The following is a 17,528-nucleotide window of genomic DNA, read 5'->3' as shown; positions in this document are numbered from 1 at the left end:
GCCGAGCCCGGCCGCCGGGGTCTCAGCACTCGATGATGTTCACCGCGAGACCGCCGCGCGCGGTCTCCTTGTACTTCACGGACATGTCCGCGCCCGTGTCCTTCATCGTCTTGATGACCTTGTCCAGCGAGACCTTGTGGCTGCCGTCCCCGCGCATCGCCATCCTCGCCGCCGTCACGGCCTTCACCGCCGCCATGCCGTTGCGCTCGATGCACGGGATCTGGACCAGGCCGCCGACCGGGTCACAGGTCAGCCCGAGGTTGTGCTCCATGCCGATCTCGGCGGCGTTCTCGACCTGCTCGGGGGTGCCGCCGAGCACCTCCGCGAGTGCGCCCGCGGCCATTGAACAGGCGGAGCCGACCTCGCCCTGGCAGCCGACCTCGGCGCCGGAGATCGAGGCGTTCTCCTTGAAGAGCATGCCGATCGCGCCCGCCGCGAGCAGGAAGCGGACCACGCCCTCCTCGTCGGCGCCGGGCACGAAGTTCATGTAGTAGTGCAGCACCGCCGGGATGATGCCCGCGGCGCCGTTGGTGGGGGCGGTCACGACGCGCCCGCCCGCGGCGTTCTCCTCGTTCACGGCCATCGCATACAGAGTGATCCACTCCATGGCGCGGGCCAGCGGGTCGCCCTCGGCGCGCAGCTGGCGCGCGGAGTTCGCGGCACGGCGGCGGACCTTGAGGCCGCCGGGCAGGATGCCCTCGCGGGACATGCCGCGCGAGACACAGGCCTGCATGACCCGCCAGATCTCCAGGAGCCCTTCGCGGATCTCGTCCTCGGAGCGCCAGGCCTTCTCGTTCTCCAGCATCAGGGCGGAGATGGACAGGCCGGTGTCCTTGGCCATCCGCAGCAGCTCGTCGCCGGTGCGGAAGGGGTACTTCAGCACGGTGTCGTCGAGCACGATCCGGTCCTCGCCGACGGCGTCCTCGTCGACGACGAAGCCGCCGCCCACCGAGTAGTACGTCTTCTCCAGGACCGTCTCGCCCTTGGCGTCGAACGCGAAGACCGTCATCCCGTTGGCGTGGTACGGCAGCGCCTTGCGGCGGTGCAGGATCAGGTTCTTGTCGAAGTCGAAGTCGATCTCGTGCATGCCGAGGACGTTGATGCGTCCTCGCTGCTTGATCCGCTCCACCTGCTCGTCGGCGCTCTCGACGTCGACCGTACGCGGGGAATTGCCCTCGAGCCCGAGCAGGACGGCCTTCGGGGTGCCGTGGCCGTGGCCCGTCGCGCCCAGGGAGCCGAAGAGCTCGGCGCGTATCGCGGTGGTGTGGGCCAGCAGGCCCTCGTTCTTGAGTCGCCGCGCAAACATACGGGCGGCGCGCATCGGCCCCACCGTATGGGAGCTGGACGGGCCGATGCCGATCGAGAACAGGTCGAAGACCGAGATGGCCACGGAGAACTCCTAGCGGGGTTGGTAGACGTCGTTGTCTGCCGGGTGGTGCAGAGGGCAGTGCGCGGTGCGGGGCACCGCGCGCACTGTCCAGTGTGCGCGGTGCCCCGTTTGTTTTGCTTCGGGCGGTTACAGCCCAGGGTAAAGCGGGTGCTTCGCGGCCAGGGCGGTGACCCGGGCGCGCAGCGCCTCCGCGTCGGCCCCCCCGAAGGGAGAGGGCGCCTTCAGCGCCTCGGCGATGATGTCCGCGACCTCGCGGAAGTCCTCGTCCTGGAAGCCGCGGGTGGCCAGCGCCGGGGTGCCGATCCGCAGACCCGAGGTGACCATCGGCGGCCGCGGGTCGTTCGGGATGGCGTTGCGGTTGACCGTGATGCCCACCTCGTGGAGCCGGTCCTCGGCCTGCTGGCCGTCCAGCTCGGAGTTGCGCAGGTCGACCAGGACCAGGTGCACGTCCGTGCCGCCCGACAGGACCGAGACGCCGTGCTCGGTCACATCGGCCTGGACCAGACGCTCGGCGAGGATCCGCGCGCCGTCCAGCGTGCGCTGCTGGCGCTCCTTGAAGTCGTCGGAGGCCGCGACCTTGAAGGAGACCGCCTTCGCCGCGATCACATGCTCCAGCGGACCGCCCTGCTGACCCGGGAAGACCGCAGAGTTGATCTTCTTGGCGAGCTCCTGCGTCGACAGGATGACACCGCCGCGCGGACCGCCGAGGGTCTTGTGGGTGGTCGTGGTCACGACATGGGCGTGCGGTACGGGGTTGGGGTGCAGACCCGCGGCGACCAGACCCGCGAAGTGGGCCATGTCGACCATCAGATACGCGCCGACCTCGTCCGCGATCCGGCGGAAGGCCGCGAAGTCCAGCTGACGCGGGTACGCGGACCAGCCGGCCACGATCAGCTTCGGACGGGACTCCTTGGCGAGCCGCTCGACCTCGGCCATGTCGACCTGGCCGGTCTCGCTGTCCACGTGGTACGCGACCACGTTGTACAGCTTGCCGGAGAAGTTGATCTTCATGCCGTGGGTCAGATGACCACCGTGGGCGAGGTTCAGGCCCATGATCGTGTCGCCCGGCTTGAGCAGCGCGAACATCGCGGCCGCGTTCGCCTGGGCGCCCGAGTGCGGCTGGACGTTGGCGTGCTCGGCGCCGAAGAGGGCCTTGATGCGGTCGATGGCGATCTGCTCGACGACATCGACGTGCTCGCAGCCGCCGTAGTAGCGACGGCCCGGGTAGCCCTCTGCGTACTTGTTGGTGAGGACGGAGCCCTGGGCCTCCATGACCGCGACCGGAGCGAAGTTCTCCGAGGCGATCATCTCGAGGGTGGACTGCTGGCGGTGGAGCTCGGCGTCGACAGCGGCGGCGACGTCCGGGTCCAGCTCATGGAGAGGGGTGTTGAGAAGCGACATCAGGCGATCCCTAGGGTCGTGGTCAGCCGGTGAAACGTGGTCAGCCGGCGAACTCGGTGTACTCGTCCGCGGAGAGCAGGTCCTTCGGCTCCTGTGCGACACGCACCTTGAAGAGCCAGCCGCCCTCGAACGGTGCGGAGTTCACCAGCGACGGGTCGTCCACGACGTCCTGGTTCGCCTCGACGACCTCGCCGCTGACCGGCGAGTACAGGTCGCTGACGGACTTGGTCGACTCCAGCTCGCCGCAGGTCTCGCCCGCGGTCACGGTGTCACCGACCTCCGGGAGCTGTACGTACACCACATCGCCGAGCGCGTTTGCCGCGTGCTCCGTGATGCCGACCGTCGACACGCCGTCATCGGCGGCCGACAGCCACTCGTGCTCCTTGCTGTAGCGCAGCTGCTGGGGGTTGCTCATGACCTGAATTCTCCTGTATGCGGGGGAGTGCTGATGAACGATGGCTCGGTGCGCAGTGTCACTTCTGGCGCTTGTAGAACGGCAGCGCCACGACCTCGTACGGCTCGTGCGTGCCGCGGATGTCGATGCCGACGCCGGGGGTGCCCGGGGCGGCGTGCGCCGCGTCCACATACGCGATGGCGATCGGCTTGCCGAGCGTGGGGGACGGAGCGCCGGAGGTGACCTCGCCGATCACCTGGCCGTCGGCGACCACGTTCATGCCGGCGCGGGGAACCCGGCGGCCTTCGGCGATCAGGCCGACGAGCTTGCGCGGCGGGTTGGTCTCCGCGCGCTCGGCCGCGGCGCTGAGCGCGTCCCGTCCGACGAAGTCCCCCGCCTTCTCGAACTTCACGACCCGGCCGAGGCCTGCGTCGAAGGGGGTCAGCGCGGTGGTCAGCTCATGCCCGTACAGCGGCATGCCCGCCTCCAGGCGCAGCGTGTCGCGGCAGGAGAGCCCGCAGGGGATGAGGCCCACCGGGGCGCCCGCCTCGGTCAGTGCCTGCCAGAGCTTCTCGGCGTGCTGCGGCTCGACGAAGAGCTCGAAGCCGTCCTCGCCGGTGTAGCCGGTGCGGGCGATCAGCGCCGGGACGCCGGCGACCGTGCCGGGCAGTCCCGCGTAGTACTTGAGACCGTCCAGGTCGGCGTCGGTGAGCGACTTCAGGATGCCGGGGGACTGAGGGCCCTGGACGGCGATCAGCGCGTACGCGTCACGGTCGTCGCGCACTTCGGCGTCGAAGCCGACGGCGCGCTCGGTCAGCGAGTCCAGGACGATCTGCGCGTTGCCCGCGTTGGCGACGACCATGTACTCGGTCTCGCCGAGGCGGTAGACGATCAGGTCGTCGACGATCCCGCCGTCCTGCTGACAGATCATGGTGTAGCGCGCGCGGCCGACGGCGACGGAGCCGATGTTGCCCACCAGCGCGTAGTCGAGGAGGCCCGCGGCCTGCGGTCCGGTGACGGTGATCTCGCCCATGTGCGAGAGATCGAAGAGACCGGCCTTGGTGCGTACGGCGTTGTGCTCGTCGCGCTCACTGCCGTACCGCAGCGGCATGTCCCAGCCCGCGAAGTCGGTCATGGTCGCACCCAGCGAACGGTGCAGGGCATCGAGGGCGGTGAGACGGGGGGCGTGGCTCATAGATATGGCTCCCAGGGCAGGCCGGCGAGGACAATCCTCCCCATCTGTCATCGGAACCTGAGAGGTTCGTCTCGACCGCACGTAGTGGTGGTCGTGACTTGCACCTTGGGTGGAGCCACTCGACAGCGGCTCGCTTTTCAGATCTGCCTCATCACACGCGGTACGGGGCCTGAGAGATTCAAGGGAGGAACTTGCTCCTTCGGCGCCCGGCACACAGTGGCCAGGACTCTCCCGCGCGGATTCAAGCGGCCTGTATGCAGTTTGCGGGCACATCATTGCACGCATCGTCGCCATGTGGGGTGTCCGGCCCCGATCCGGGCAGCCGCACTTCACAGGCAGTCCTCAGCTCCAAAACGGTTGTGCCACATTACCGATTCTTTACACTTCATGGGCAAGGGTTGAGGGTGACCCGAGACAGGGGAGGGCGATGACGTTGCAGCGGTCCGGTGCATACGTGACGACCGCGGGGGTGTCCGTCCAGCAGGACGCGCCCGTGCGGGAGCTTTCCAGGACGCCCGTGCCCGTGCTGCGCGACCTGAGGGACCGCTCGGGGCGCAGTCCGCGCACCCTGCGCTTCGCCGCCGGTGATGTCGTGGTCGTCTCCGGCCTGCCGGGCAGCGGAAAGTCCACGCTGATCAGGCACGCGGCGAGCGGCAGGGGGATCGACTCGCAGGACACCCGGGACCGCTGGGACGGGTGGATGCCGCGGCTGCTGCCGTACGCCGCCTACCGCCCACTGGTGCGGATCGCCCACTACGCGGGACTGCGGCGCGCGCTCCGTTCGGGTCTGGGCGTGGTCGTGCACGACTGCGGCACCCAGGCCTGGGTGCGGCGCTGGCTGGCCCGGGAGGCGCGCCGCCGCGGCAGCGGCCTCCATCTGGTGCTGCTCGACGTCACGCCCGCCGTGGCCAGGGATGGCCAGCGCGAGCGCGGCCGCGGGGTCTCCGGCTATGCCTTCGCCCGGCACAGGCGGGCGGTGGGCCGGCTGATCCGCGACGCGGAGGCCGGGCGGCTGCCCGCGGGCTGCGCTTCGGCCGTCCTGCTGGACCGGGACGCGGCGGCGGCGCTGACGCGGGTGGGCTTCGAGGAGTCGTAGTGCGGTGCGCGGCTTCTCGTGGCCACCATTCGGGCCCGACTGCGTGCCGCGCGGTCGCGGCGCTAGGGTCGGTGGCGCAAGACCGGAGAAAGCCGGGGGAGAAGGACGCACATGCACACACCGGAGCAGGCCCATCCGCATCCGTACGGCGGCTGGCCGGCGAACGAGCTCGAAGAGGTGCTCGGCGCATCCCTCGGCAACGCCTCGGCCGGCGGCCGTCTCGTCGAGGTGCTCGGCCGCAGCCACGTCTGGGTGCCGCTGCCCAACGGGGGCAGCCCCGACAGCCCCGACCTCGACCTGCCCACGATGGACATCGAGGGCGCCGCGTACGTCCCTGTCTACAGCTCCGAGCAGCAGTTCATGGCATGCGTCGGCAGCCATATGCCCTTCACCGTCGCCCCCGCCCGCGAATTCGCCCGGGGGCTGCCCCCGCAGCTCGGCATCGCGGTGAACCCGGGCGGCGCCGTCGGCGCCCCGCTGCCGCCGCCCGCCGTCGCCGAGTTGTGCCGGGTGGGACGCACTGTGCTGGACGGGCCCGCGACAGGCGGCCGGGTGCGGCTCTTCGAGCCGGACTGGCAGGAGGAGCCGGTCGACTTCCTCGCCGCCGCGGCCGGTGAGTTCGAGGCCTCCGGTGTCGTCCTCACCGCCCGCCGTGCCCTCGCCTCCGTCGAGGGCGATCCGCCCACCCTGTTCATCGGCGTCCAGCTGTCCTCATGGGAGGGCGCGGACCGCAACGCCCCCATGGACGCGCTCGGCCGGGCGCTGGGCCGGGCACAGGTGTGCTGGCCCGTCAATCTCGTACTTCTGGATGTGGCGCAGGACCCTGTCGGAGAGTGGATGCTTGAGCGGCTGCGGCCCTTCTACCAACGACAGCACGTGTAGTCGTCAAGTCGGTGTCAGGACTGCCGTTTAAGCTGGAATGGTCGATCGAAGAGGGGCGGAACCCAGGGTGAGTGCGTCAGGCACCGCGGCGGCGGGGCAGGTCGAGCACATGCTGCGCCAGGTGACACCCGGACGCTATGACGCGTACGAGGCGCTGCTGCACGCGCTCGCCGACCCGGCGAGCGGCAGGCTCTGGATGCTGCTCTGGCACGGCCGGGCCGGCTCGCCCGACGCCCAGTACGGGAACATGGAGGTCGACGGCGTGGGTTACGCGCCATGCGTCACCTCCGCGCAGGAACTCGCCGTCTCCGGCTGGAACCGCGCCCACGAAGTGATCAGCGGCCCCGACGTCGCCCGCGCCCTGTACCCCGAGCGCTGGGGGATCTGGCTGAACCCGCACGCCCCCGGCGGCGGTGTGGGCATCCCCTGGCTGGATCTGCGCCGGATCGCGACCGGCCTCGACCGGATGCCCGCCGGACCCCTGCGGCTGTCCGAACCGGCCATCGACATCCCGCATTTCTATGCCCTGCTCTCGCAGAACGCCCACCGCACCCCCGCGGTCCGCTCGTTGCGCCGCGCCTGGGTGCAGCCCGCACTCGGCGCTCCGTACCTCGCCATCGGTCTCGATCTCTACGACACGAGCAGACAGTCCGTGGACGCGGTGCGGGCGATGATGCAGCAGTCGATCGGCTCGGTCCCGGACGGGCTGCCGGTCTCCACGGTCGCGATGTCCGACGAGTACGACCCGGTCACGATGTGGCTGCGGGCCAACACCCGTCCCTTCTACGACCGTGAGGCGCACGCCGGTGCACCGGCCCCCGGCCCGGTCGGTGGGACCCCGCTGCACGGCCGCTGACGGAACCTCTCTGCACGGCCGTTGAGCCGGAGACACTTCCATGCTGTGCGTGAAGGAACGGGTGGGATTGTGTGCGCCCAAGACCTCGAACGCCTTGCAATCGAATGAGCCGCTGTTGTCCGCATAGCGGTATCTCACTCAACTTTCGCCCGATATGTGGCGGATGACGTTCCGCTCAGCCGCTGTCTCCGTCCGTATAACGGAAACCCTCACTGTGCATCACGTTTGAGCAAACATTCCCCGGGGGGGCTGGTGCGTGATCGCGCGACCATTGAAGACTCCCGCAGCAGGGGGATATTCGCCCCTGTGTACGGCGCGCTTCACGCGTACTTCTCGTGCCAGAGCTCCACGTGCACCACATGTTGTGAACAAAGCCGCTACAGCGGCGGGTACGGGCCGGTCACCTCCGGCCGAGAGGGGTCCCCACCACGATGACGGCACCATTGCACGACACGAGCGCGGACGCGGACAAGACCGCTGCCGTCGATGTCGCGGCGGCTGAAGTCAAGAAGTCGGTAGAAGGGCGGTCGCTCCGGCAGATTGCCTGGACCCGTCTGAAGCGGGACAAGTTGGCACTGGCGGGCGGCATCGTTGTCATCTTCCTGGTGCTGGTGGCGCTCTTCGCGCCCTGGATCGTGAGCCTGCTCGGCCACCCGCCCAACGAGTTCCACCAGGACCAGATCGACCCGCTGTTCGGCACCCCCAAGGGCTCCTTCGGCGGCATCAGTTCGGACTTCCTGCTGGGCCTCGAGCCGCAGAACGGCCGTGATGTGTTCAGTCGCATCGTCTACGGCGCGCGCATCTCGCTCCTGGTGGCCTTCCTCGCGGCACTGGTCGCCGTACTGCTCGGGACCATCTTCGGCATCGTCGCCGGCTACTTCGGCGGCTGGGTCGACGCGATCATCAGCCGGGTGATGGACATGCTGCTGGCCTTCCCGCAGCTGCTCTTCATCATCTCGCTGGTCTCCGTGCTCCCCAGCGATCTGTTCGGCCTCACCGGCAGCAATGTCCGTATCGCCGTCCTGGTCATGGTGATCGGCTTCTTCGGCTGGCCGTACGTGGGACGCATCGTGCGCGGTCAGACCCTCTCACTGCGCGAGAAGGAGTACGTCGAGGCAGCCCGGAGCCTGGGAGCCGGCCAGCGGTACGTGCTCTTCAAGGAGTTGCTGCCCAACCTGGTCGCCCCGATCACCGTCTACACCACACTGATGATCCCCACGAACATCCTCACCGAGGCGGCGCTCAGCTTCCTTGGGGCAGGTGTGCGGCCGCCCACGGCCTCCTGGGGGCAGATGCTCTCCAAGGCTGTGGAGTACTACCAGGAAGACCCGACGTTCATGGTCGTCCCGGGTCTGGCGATCTTCGTCACGGTACTGGCCTTCAACCTCTTCGGCGACGGCGTGCGCGATGCGCTCGACCCCAAGGGCACCCGTTGACGGCCACTCACCCCGCGGCGCCGTCCGGCCGCAGACAACTGAACGTGCCCCTGCCACAGACGTCAGGCGGCTCCCAGATGGTTCCTCGGCGTCCAGCCAAGAACCGCGCTATCCCGGAGGTTGCAGGAACAATGACAGCCCTACGTTCGTCGAGAACCAGGCGGATCGCCGGAGCGGCGCTCGTCGTGGTCGCGCTCACGGCCACAGCGGCATGTGGTGGCGGCGACAAGGACGACAACGGCGGCAAGGCCGCCGGGTACAACGCCGGCACGAAGGGTGTTGCCAACGCGTCCGCCAAGAAGGGCGGCACGCTGAAGTTCATCGGCAAGCAGGACTTCGACTCCACCGACCCGCAGCGCCAGTACTACGGCATGGCCTGGGACTTCTCCCGGTTCTACGCGCGCCAGCTGGTCTCCTACGCGCCCAAGCCGGGGGCCGGCGGCGCCGAGCTGGTGCCCGACCTCGCCAAGGCCAAGGGTGCGGTCTCCAACGGCGGCAAGACGTACACGTACGAGCTGCGCGACGGGATCACCTGGGAGGACGGCACGCCGATCACCTCCAAGGACATCAAGTACGGCATCGAGCGCATCTGGGCCACGGACGTCATCACCGGAGGTCCCGCCTACCTGCGTCAGGTCCTCGACCCCAAGACCGAGTACAAGGGTCCCTACAAGGACACGACGCCGGACAAGCTCGGTCTGAAGGCGATCCAGACGCCGAACGACAAGACCATCGTCTTCAACCTGGCGACGCCCAACGGTGACTTCGAGCAGATGCTCGCGATGCCGGCCGGCTCCCCGGTGAAGAAGGAGAAGGACACGGCGGGCAAGTACCAGCTCAAGCCGTTCTCCTCGGGCCCGTACAAGTTCGAGTCGTACACGCCCAAGAAGGGCGCTGTCCTCGTCCGCAACGACAAGTGGCAGAAGGCCTCCGACCCGATCCGCCCGGCGCTGCCGGACAAGATCACGGTCACGATCAACTCCAACATCGAGGCGATCGACCAGCTGCTCATCAAGGGCGAGTACGACCTCGACCTGAACGCCACCGGCATGTCCCAGTCGGGCCGTACCTCGGCGCTCAAGCAGCACAAGGACAACGTCGACAACATCTCGACCAGCTTCATCCGCTACGTCGACATCGCCACCAAGGTCGCGCCGTTCGACAACGTCGAGTGCCGCAAGGCCGTGCTCTACGCGGCCGACTACAAGTCGATGCAGACGGTCCGCGGTGGCCCGGACGCCGGTGGCGACATCGCCACCAACATGCTGCCCAAGTCCATCGCGGGCTCGGACGACTACGACCCGTACGGCATCCTGGCGCGCGGCGGCAAGCCCGACGTCGCCAAGGCCAAGGCGGCCCTCGCCAAGTGCGGCAAGCCGGCCGGCTTCTCCACCGTCATCAGCGCCCGCAGCAACAACCCGGGTGAGGTCCAGGTCGCCGAGGCCCTGCAGCAGTCCCTGCAGGCGGTCGGCATCAAGGCCGAGGTCGAGCCGATCGACGGCGCCGAGTCCTCCAGCATCACCGGTTCGCCGGCCGTCGTGAAGAAGCGCGGTCTCGGACTGATCATGACCGGCTGGGGCCCGGACTTCCCGACCGGTCAGGGCTTCTCGCAGCCGCTGATCGACGGCCGCTTCATCGTGCCGAACGGTAACTACAACGGTTCCGAGACGAACGACCCGAAGATCAACAAGTTCTTCGACGACGCTCTCAAGGAGACCGACCCCGCGAAGGCCGCCGAGATCTACAAGCAGATGAACCACGCTGTCGCGGACCTCGCCGTCCAGATGCCGTTCATCTACGAGAAGAACTTCACCTGGCGCGGCTCGAACCTGACGAACGCCTACTCCACCGCGGCGTACAACGGCCGTTACGACTACGTCTCCCTGGGCGTCGTCAAGTAACCGTCACTCGTGACGAGTCACACCCCACCATCGCCCAACCCGCCAGTCCCGAAGGGCAGGTGATGGCCTCGGGCGGCGGTCCGGGGAACCCGTAATCCGGGTTCTCCGGGCCGTCGCCGGGCCGCGCACAGTGCTTGCTTATGTCATCCGGCGTTTGTTCGCCGTCGCCATGATGCTGTTGGTCGTGACCCTGACGACCTTCGTCATCTTCTTCGTGCTCCCGAAGTGGGCCGGTTCCGACCCGGCGTATCTCTTCGCCGGCAAGCAGACCGACCCCGCCTCCATCGAGGGAATCCGGCAGAAGCTGGGCCTCTCCGACCCGGTGCTGGTGCAGTTCTGGCACTTCGTCCAGGGCCTGTTCGCCGGTCGGGACTACACCAACGGCGCGGATGTCACCCACTGCCCTGCTCCCTGCTTCGGCTACTCCTTCCGCACCGAGCAGGAGGTCTGGCCGCAGCTGACCGAGGCGATCCCGGTCACCCTGTCGCTCGCCGCGGGCGCCTGCCTGCTGTGGGTCGTCGGCGGTGTCGCCGCCGGCGTCGTCTCGGCACTGCGCCGGGGCACCCTGTGGGACCGGACCGCGATGACCGTCGCGCTGGCCGGCGTCTCGCTTCCCATCTACTTCACCGGTCTGCTCTCGCTGGCGATCTTCAGCTACCAGCTGGACTGGGTCAGCGGTGAGTTCAAGGCCTTCGGCGAGGACCCGGCACAGTGGTTCCAGACGCTGATCCTGCCGTGGATCACACTCGCCTTCCTCTACGCGGCGATGTACGCCCGGCTCACCCGGGCGACCATGCTGGAGATCATGGGCGAGGACTACATCCGTACGGCCCGCGCCAAGGGCCTCACGGAGCGGGTCGTCATCGGACGGCACGCGATGCGCTCCACCTGGACGCCCGTGCTGACTCTGCTCGGCCTCGACCTCGGCGCGCTGCTCGGCGGCGCGGTCCTGACCGAGTCCACGTACAACCTGCCCGGTCTGGGCCGGCTCGCGATCGACTCGATCAACACCAAGGATCTTCCGCTGATCCTCGGAGTCACGCTGTTCGCGGCCCTGTTCATCTGTGTGGCGAACCTCCTCGTGGACCTTCTGTACGCCGTGATCGACCCGCGAGTGAGGATCGGATGAGCAACCTCGACAAGCCCAGTGGTGAGCTTCCGGTGACCGGCACCGCGCTCGGCGAGCCCGCCGCGGTGGGCTCGCCCGCCCCCACGGCCTTCCTCGAAGTACGCGACCTCAAGGTCCACTTCCCCACCGACGACGGCCTGGTCAAGTCCGTCGACGGCCTCAGCTTCCAGCTGGAGAAGGGCAAGACCCTCGGTATCGTCGGCGAGTCCGGCTCCGGCAAGTCCGTCACCTCGCTCGGCATCATGGGCCTGCACACCGCGGGTCAGTACGGCCGCCGCAAGGCGCAGATCTCCGGCGAGGTCTGGCTCGACGGCCAGGAACTCCTCGGCGCCGACCCGGACGAGGTGCGCAAGCTGCGCGGCCGCCAGATGGCGATGATCTTCCAGGATCCGCTCTCCGCGCTGCACCCGTACTACACGATCGGCCGCCAGATCGTGGAGGCGTACCGCGTCCACAACGACGTCGACAAGAAGGCCGCTCGCAAGCGGGCGATCGAACTGCTCGACCGGGTGGGCATCCCGCAGCCCGACAAGCGTGTCGACAACTACCCGCACGAGTTCTCCGGCGGTATGCGCCAGCGCGCGATGATCGCCATGTCGCTCGTGAACAACCCCGAACTGCTGATCGCCGACGAGCCGACGACGGCGCTGGACGTGACCGTCCAGGCGCAGATCCTCGACCTCATCCGGGATCTGCAGAAGGAGTTCGGCTCGGCGGTCATCATCATCACCCACGACCTGGGCGTCGTCGCCGAGCTGGCCGACGACATCCTGGTGATGTACGGCGGCCGGTGCATCGAGCGCGGTCCGGCCGACAAGGTCTTCTACGAGCCGCAGCACCCCTACACCTGGGGCCTGTTGGGCTCGATGCCGCGGATCGACCGGGACCAGACCGAGCGCCTCATCCCGGTCAAGGGCTCCCCGCCCAGCCTGATCAACATCCCCGACGGCTGTGCCTTCAACCCGCGGTGCCCGTACGCGGATGTCCCCAAGGACAACCTGACGCGCACCGTCCGCCCCGAACTCCGCGAGGTCGGCAGCCGGCACTTCTCCGCCTGCCACATGTCGCAGGACGAGCGGACGCGGATCTGGACCGAAGAGATTGCGCCCAAGCTGTGAGCGAGAACGAAGTGAAGATCCCCGAGCAGTCGACCGGCGAGCCCGATGCGCTGCTGAAGGTCGAGGGCCTGGTCAAGCACTTCCCCATCAGGAAGGGGCTGCTGCAGCGGCAGGCCGGGGCCGTCCAGGCGGTCGACGGGCTGACCTTCGACGTCCGCCCGGGCGAGACGCTGGGCGTGGTGGGCGAGTCCGGCTGCGGCAAGTCGACGATGGGCCGGCTGATCACGCGGCTGCTCGAACCGACCGGCGGGAAGATCGAGTTCGAGGGCCATGACATCACGCACCTGGGCGTCGGCAGGATGCGCCCGTTGCGCCGTGACGTCCAGATGATCTTCCAGGACCCTTACTCCTCGCTGAACCCGCGGCACACGATCGGCACGATCGTCTCCGCGCCCTTCAAGCTGCAGGGGGTGCGGCCCGAGGGCGGTATCAAGAAGGAGGTCCAGCGCCTCCTCGAGCTGGTGGGCCTCAACCCCGAGCACTACAACCGCTATCCGCACGAGTTCTCCGGCGGCCAGCGCCAGCGCATCGGCATCGCGCGTGCGCTCGCGCTCAAGCCGAAGCTGGTCGTCGCGGACGAGCCGGTCTCCGCGCTGGACGTGTCGATCCAGGCGCAGGTGGTGAACCTGCTGGACGACCTCCAGGACGAGCTGGGCCTGACGTATGTGATCATCGCGCACGACCTGTCGGTGATCCGGCATGTGTCGGACCGGATCGCGGTGATGTACCTCGGCAAGATCGTGGAGCTTGCGGACCGCAAGTCGTTGTACGAGTCGCCGATGCACCCGTACACCAAGGCGCTGCTGTCGGCGGTACCGGTGCCGGACCCGCGCAGGCGGGGCGGCAAGAGCGACCGGATCCTGCTGAAGGGCGATGTGCCGTCGCCGATCTCGCCGCCGTCGGGGTGCCGGTTCCATACGCGGTGCTGGAAGGCGACAGAGATCTGCAAGAAGCAGGAACCGCCACTGATCGCGCTGCGCCCGGGCCAGCAGGTGGCCTGTCACCACCCGGAGAACGCGGAGGACCGGGCGCCGGAGGATGTGGCGCTGCCGTCGGCGCGTGAGGCGATCGACATCGTCGCGTCGACACCGAAGTCCGAGGAGTCGGCGGACGCCGCGTCCGAGGTGGCCGAGGGTGCAGCCACGGCGGACCTTGCGAAGGTCGACGCTGACGCGGACGGTGACGACAAGGCCTGAGGGCCTGTTGAGGGCCGGGTCAGTGAGCGTCGTCGGGCACACCAGCCTCCTGGGGAGAGGCGCCGTGCCGGGCACGCCCTGACCCGGTGCTGTTCGGGCGGCCGGGCCGCCGGCGGAGGCACTCGGCGGCAAGCCCGCTCCGTAGAACCGGCACAATCGTCCGGTGCTCCTTGAACTGTTCACGCCCTCCGTCCAGCACGCGCTCGACCTCGCCGGGATCTTCGTATTCGCGATCTCCGGCGCACTGCTCGCCGTACGCAAGAACTTCGACGTCTTCGGAATCGCCGTCCTCGCCGAGTCCACGGCGCTGGGCGGAGGGCTGCTGCGTGACCTGATCATCGGGGCCGTCCCTCCGGCCGCCTTCGCCGATCTCGGGTACTTCCTCATGCCCCTCGTGGCGACCGTCCTCGTCTTTTTCCTGCACCCGCAGGTCGAGCGCATCCAGAACGGCGTCAATGTCTTCGACGCCGCCGGTCTCGGGCTGTTCTGCGTCACCGGCACCACCAAGGCGTACGAGTACGGGCTCAGCCTCACCTCGTCCGCCGTCCTCGGCCTCGCCACCGCCGTCGGTGGCGGTGTGCTGCGGGACGTGCTCGCCAACGAGGTGCCCTCGCTGCTGCGCTGGGACCGCGACCTTTACGCCGTCCCCGCCATGGTCGGCGCCACGATGGTCGTCCTCAGCATCCGCTTCGACGTGCTGAACGCGGCCACCAGCGGACTCGCCGTGGTGACCGCCTTCGTCCTGCGACTGCTCGCCATGCACTTCCACTGGCGCGCGCCCCGCGCCTGGAACCGCCGTTCCTCCGCCGCCGAGGAGGCATAGGAATCCGGACCGCCGCCCGAAGCCGCAGCCGCCGCCTGCCGGTCCGCTCTCACACCCCAAAAAGCTACCGCTCAGTAATTTTCTGTTGTACCGTGCCGCCATGGCACAGGCAGTACAGGCATCCATCGGGGACAGTGAGTTCGACCGCGACACCGCTGTCACCCTGCGCGCACCGGGCGTCTACGACGCGGAGCTCTCGGCGGGCTGGACGATCATCCACGCCGTCAACGGCGGCTATCTGCTGGCCCTGCTCGGCCGCGCGCTGGGCGACGCGCTGCCGCACGCCGACCCGTTCACGGTCTCGGCGCACTATCTGACGGCGTCCCAGCCGGGCCCCGCGGTGATCCGCACCGAGGTCGTACGCACCGGCCGCACCCTCTCCACCGGACAGGCCTCGCTCTTCCAGTACGCGGAAGACGGCACCGAGGTCGAGCGCATCCGCGTCCTCGCGACGTACGGAAACCTGGACGCGCTCCCCGGCGACGTACGCACGACGGCCAAGCCGCCCGCGATGCCGGCGTTCCAGGACTGCCTCGGGCCGAGCGACGGGCCCGCGCCGAAGATCCCCGGCAGCTCGGCGATCACGGAACGCCTGAACATCAAGCTCGACCCGGCGACGGTCGGCTGGGCGGTCGGCGCGCCCTCCGGCAAGGGCGAGATGCGCGGCTGGTTCTCCCTGGCGGACGGCCGGGACGCGGACCCCTTCTCGCTGCTGCTCACGGTCGACGCGCTGCCGCCGACCTCGTTCGAGCTGGGCCTGAAGGGCTGGACGCCGACGGTCGAACTCACCACCCACATCCGCTGCCGCCCGGCGCCGGGCCCGCTGCGCGTCTCGATCACGACGCGCAATCTGGCGGGCGGGTTTCTGGAGGAGGACGCGGAGGTCTGGGACAGCGAGGACCGGCTGGTCGCGCAGTCGCGTCAGCTGGCGAAGGCGCCGCGCGACTAAGGCTACGTACCCTTGTGGCTATATAACCGCTTGGGTATGTTCAAGGGTGTGCCCATACCGTTCGACGTGCTGGCGGAGCCGAGTCGGCGCAAGATCCTCGATCTGCTGCTGGAGCGCCCGCATCTGGTCGGTGAGCTCACCGACCGGCTCGGCCTGAGCCAGCCCGGCACCTCGAAGCATCTGCGGGTGTTGCGGGAGTCCGGTCTTGTGCGGGTCCGCCGGGACGCGCAGCGGCGCTGGTACGAGCTGACGCCCGAGCCGCTCGCGGAACTCGACGCCTGGCTGGCGCACTACCGTCATCTGTGGGCCGGTCGCCTCGACGCTCTCGAACGGCATCTCGACGCGATGGAGGACGAGTCCTCATGACCTCGCACTCCGAGTACTCCGGGCATCCCGAGCACTCCGACACCATCACCACGGCGGACGGCCGGACCGCGCTGCGGATGGAGCGCCGGCTCGCGCATCCGCCGCAGCGGGTCTGGGACGCGATCACCCAACCCGTGCATCTCGCCCAGTGGTTCCCCTCCGAGGTGACCGTGGGACTCGGGCCCGGCGGGGCGATGGGCTTTCTGTTCCCCGGCGACAGCGAACCGGCGATGACGGGCACTGTGACCGAGGCGGACGAGCCACGGGTCTTCGCCTTCACCTGGGGCGAGGACCATCTGCGCTGGGAGATCACCCCGGACGGCGAGGGCTCGCTGCTGACCCTGGTCCACACCTTCGGCGACCGGTACGGCGCGGCGAGCTTCGCGTCCGGCTGGCATCTGTGCATGGCCGCGCTGGCGCAACACCTGGACGGCGAGCAGGTCGACGTCCGCCGCGACACCGGGGGTGAGCTGCACGAGGCGTACGTCGAGCGGTTCGACCTGGGCCGTGGCGTCGCGGAACGCATGGCTGATGGCAGCCGTATCGGCTTCGAACGCCAGCTGGTACGCCCCGTGGAGACGGTCTGGTCCGAACTGACCGCGGGCACGGAGCCGTTGGCGGGCGCGCCGGCCCCGGAGGGCTTCACCACGCCGGAGACCCCACCGGGCCCGGTGACCGAGCTCCATGCCCCGGACCTGCTGGCCTACGCGTCCCCCGCCGACGGCGAGGTCCGCTGGCAACTCACGAGGGGCACGGGCCACGGCCCACGCCTGATCCTGACCCAGACGCTTCCTCCGCCGTCGGACGCGGAGGCCACGCTGTCTGCGTGGCAGACGCGCATCGACGAACTGGCGGCGACGCTGCGGAAGGGATAGGGGAGCGGCCTCGGGCCTGGCGTACGGGAAGCCGCCGTCCGAGCCCGAGTCCGAGCCCGAGTCCGAGCCCGAGTCCGAGCCCGAGTCCGAGCCCGAGTCCGAGCCCGAGCCCGAGCCCGAGTCCGAGCCCGAGGCAGAGGCAGAGCACGGGCGCCCGGGTCTCGCGTGGGGTGGGCACCCTGTGCCTCCCCGCGGCGCGAAGCCACCGCAACGGCGGGGCTGGGGGCGCGAGGGTACCGCCCGTGCCTCCTCGCGGCGCGAAGCTGCCGCAACGGCGGGGCTGGGGGCGCGAGGGTACCGCCCGTGCCTCCTCGCGGCGCGAAGCCACCGCAACGGCGGGGCTGAGGTGCGGGGGTACCCCCCGGTGCCTCCCCGCGGCGCGAAGCTGCCGCCCGCGGCGGGGCTGGGAGCTTCGCACGCCCCGCGGCGCGAAGCTGCCGCAACCCGGGGGTGGGGGTGCCCCGCACCCCCACATTCAAGGGCGGGCGGGTGGGGGGAAGAACCCCCATTCCCGGGCCCCC

General features: G+C 69.2%; 16 protein-coding genes and 1 riboswitch. Of the genes, 12 read left to right on the top strand and 4 right to left on the bottom strand.

Annotated features, from left to right (window positions below):
* Positions 1-22 precede the first annotated feature (22 nt).
* The 4 genes from ACI2LP_RS09475 to gcvT all read right to left on the bottom strand — a co-directional run bounded on the left by ACI2LP_RS09475 (position 23) and on the right by gcvT (position 4,380).
* Positions 23-1,390: an L-serine ammonia-lyase gene (locus ACI2LP_RS09475; RefSeq protein ID WP_404723939.1), complete on the bottom strand. Its 1,368-nt coding sequence runs from the start codon at positions 1,388-1,390 to the stop codon at positions 23-25.
* A gap of 126 nt (positions 1,391-1,516) precedes the next feature.
* Complete coding sequence (glyA, locus tag ACI2LP_RS09470; RefSeq protein WP_404723938.1) at positions 1,517-2,791, bottom strand: serine hydroxymethyltransferase; 1,275 nt, start codon at positions 2,789-2,791, stop codon at positions 1,517-1,519.
* Between the two features lie 40 nt (positions 2,792-2,831).
* A complete protein-coding gene (gene gcvH, locus ACI2LP_RS09465) occupies positions 2,832-3,206 on the bottom strand; it encodes a glycine cleavage system protein GcvH (protein ID WP_404723937.1) in 375 nt (124 codons plus the stop codon).
* A gap of 58 nt (positions 3,207-3,264) precedes the next feature.
* Complete coding sequence (gene gcvT, locus ACI2LP_RS09460) at positions 3,265-4,380, bottom strand: glycine cleavage system aminomethyltransferase GcvT (protein ID WP_404723936.1); 1,116 nt, start codon at positions 4,378-4,380, stop codon at positions 3,265-3,267.
* Positions 4,381-4,528: 148 nt separating this feature from the next.
* Positions 4,529-4,624: riboswitch (glycine riboswitch) on the bottom strand.
* 183 nt (positions 4,625-4,807) lie between these two features.
* Here gcvT and ACI2LP_RS09455 point away from each other — a divergent pair.
* The 12 genes from ACI2LP_RS09455 to ACI2LP_RS09400 all read left to right on the top strand — a co-directional run bounded on the left by ACI2LP_RS09455 (position 4,808) and on the right by ACI2LP_RS09400 (position 17,007).
* A complete protein-coding gene (locus ACI2LP_RS09455) occupies positions 4,808-5,476 on the top strand; it encodes an AAA family ATPase (RefSeq protein WP_404723935.1) in 669 nt (222 codons plus the stop codon).
* A gap of 111 nt (positions 5,477-5,587) precedes the next feature.
* Positions 5,588-6,358, top strand: coding sequence for an enhanced serine sensitivity protein SseB (locus tag ACI2LP_RS09450; protein WP_404723934.1), 771 nt, complete (start codon positions 5,588-5,590; stop codon positions 6,356-6,358).
* A 67-nt stretch (positions 6,359-6,425) separates the two neighbouring features.
* On the top strand, positions 6,426-7,214 hold the full coding sequence (locus tag ACI2LP_RS09445; protein ID WP_404723933.1) for an enhanced serine sensitivity protein SseB C-terminal domain-containing protein: 789 nt from the start codon (positions 6,426-6,428) through the stop codon (positions 7,212-7,214).
* 431 nt (positions 7,215-7,645) lie between these two features.
* Positions 7,646-8,650 carry an ABC transporter permease gene (locus ACI2LP_RS09440; protein ID WP_404723932.1) on the top strand — a complete coding sequence of 335 codons (1,005 nt, stop codon included), beginning with the start codon at positions 7,646-7,648 and terminating at the stop codon, positions 8,648-8,650.
* A 131-nt stretch (positions 8,651-8,781) separates the two neighbouring features.
* On the top strand, positions 8,782-10,551 hold the full coding sequence (locus ACI2LP_RS09435; RefSeq protein ID WP_404723931.1) for an ABC transporter substrate-binding protein: 1,770 nt from the start codon (positions 8,782-8,784) through the stop codon (positions 10,549-10,551).
* A gap of 130 nt (positions 10,552-10,681) precedes the next feature.
* Entirely contained in the window at positions 10,682-11,680 is a 999-nt protein-coding gene (locus ACI2LP_RS09430; protein ID WP_404723930.1) for an ABC transporter permease, read from the top strand.
* Positions 11,677-12,798, top strand: coding sequence for an ABC transporter ATP-binding protein (locus ACI2LP_RS09425; RefSeq protein WP_404723929.1), 1,122 nt, complete (start codon positions 11,677-11,679; stop codon positions 12,796-12,798). Before ACI2LP_RS09430 ends, ACI2LP_RS09425 begins: the two co-directional genes overlap by 4 nt.
* Positions 12,795-13,994 carry an ABC transporter ATP-binding protein gene (locus tag ACI2LP_RS09420; protein WP_404723928.1) on the top strand — a complete coding sequence of 400 codons (1,200 nt, stop codon included), beginning with the start codon at positions 12,795-12,797 and terminating at the stop codon, positions 13,992-13,994. Before ACI2LP_RS09425 ends, ACI2LP_RS09420 begins: the two co-directional genes overlap by 4 nt.
* Before the next feature lie 163 nt (positions 13,995-14,157).
* Positions 14,158-14,817: a trimeric intracellular cation channel family protein gene (locus ACI2LP_RS09415; protein WP_404723927.1), complete on the top strand. Its 660-nt coding sequence runs from the start codon at positions 14,158-14,160 to the stop codon at positions 14,815-14,817.
* A 100-nt stretch (positions 14,818-14,917) separates the two neighbouring features.
* Positions 14,918-15,766, top strand: a complete 849-nt coding sequence (locus ACI2LP_RS09410; protein ID WP_404723926.1) for a thioesterase family protein — start codon at positions 14,918-14,920, stop codon at positions 15,764-15,766.
* A gap of 48 nt (positions 15,767-15,814) precedes the next feature.
* Positions 15,815-16,132: an ArsR/SmtB family transcription factor gene (locus ACI2LP_RS09405; protein ID WP_404723925.1), complete on the top strand. Its 318-nt coding sequence runs from the start codon at positions 15,815-15,817 to the stop codon at positions 16,130-16,132.
* The gene (locus ACI2LP_RS09400) at positions 16,129-17,007 is read left to right on the top strand and encodes an SRPBCC family protein (RefSeq protein ID WP_404723924.1); all 879 of its coding nucleotides are present in this window, start codon (positions 16,129-16,131) and stop codon (positions 17,005-17,007) included. The genes ACI2LP_RS09405 and ACI2LP_RS09400 overlap by 4 nt, the downstream gene beginning before the upstream one ends.
* Positions 17,008-17,528: the final 521 nt, after the last annotated feature.

Source organism: Streptomyces sp. NPDC019890 (assembly GCF_044903445.1).
GTDB lineage: Bacteria > Actinomycetota > Actinomycetes > Streptomycetales > Streptomycetaceae > Streptomyces.
Note: the sequence above shows the minus strand (reverse complement) of the source record. Positions and strands in the feature narration are given on the sequence as shown.

Coding starts and splice junctions, on each gene's coding strand:
- glyA (WP_404723938.1), bottom strand. CDS start 2,791: ATGTCGCTTCTCAACACCCCTCTCCATGAGCTGGACCCGGACGTCGCC.
- ACI2LP_RS09425 (WP_404723929.1), top strand. CDS start 11,677: ATGAGCAACCTCGACAAGCCCAGTGGTGAGCTTCCGGTGACCGGCACC.
- gcvH (WP_404723937.1), bottom strand. CDS start 3,206: ATGAGCAACCCCCAGCAGCTGCGCTACAGCAAGGAGCACGAGTGGCTG.
- ACI2LP_RS09400 (WP_404723924.1), top strand. CDS start 16,129: ATGACCTCGCACTCCGAGTACTCCGGGCATCCCGAGCACTCCGACACC.
- ACI2LP_RS09410 (WP_404723926.1), top strand. CDS start 14,918: ATGGCACAGGCAGTACAGGCATCCATCGGGGACAGTGAGTTCGACCGC.
- ACI2LP_RS09440 (WP_404723932.1), top strand. CDS start 7,646: ATGACGGCACCATTGCACGACACGAGCGCGGACGCGGACAAGACCGCT.
- ACI2LP_RS09450 (WP_404723934.1), top strand. CDS start 5,588: ATGCACACACCGGAGCAGGCCCATCCGCATCCGTACGGCGGCTGGCCG.
- ACI2LP_RS09455 (WP_404723935.1), top strand. CDS start 4,808: ATGACGTTGCAGCGGTCCGGTGCATACGTGACGACCGCGGGGGTGTCC.
- gcvT (WP_404723936.1), bottom strand. CDS start 4,380: ATGAGCCACGCCCCCCGTCTCACCGCCCTCGATGCCCTGCACCGTTCG.
- ACI2LP_RS09435 (WP_404723931.1), top strand. CDS start 8,782: ATGACAGCCCTACGTTCGTCGAGAACCAGGCGGATCGCCGGAGCGGCG.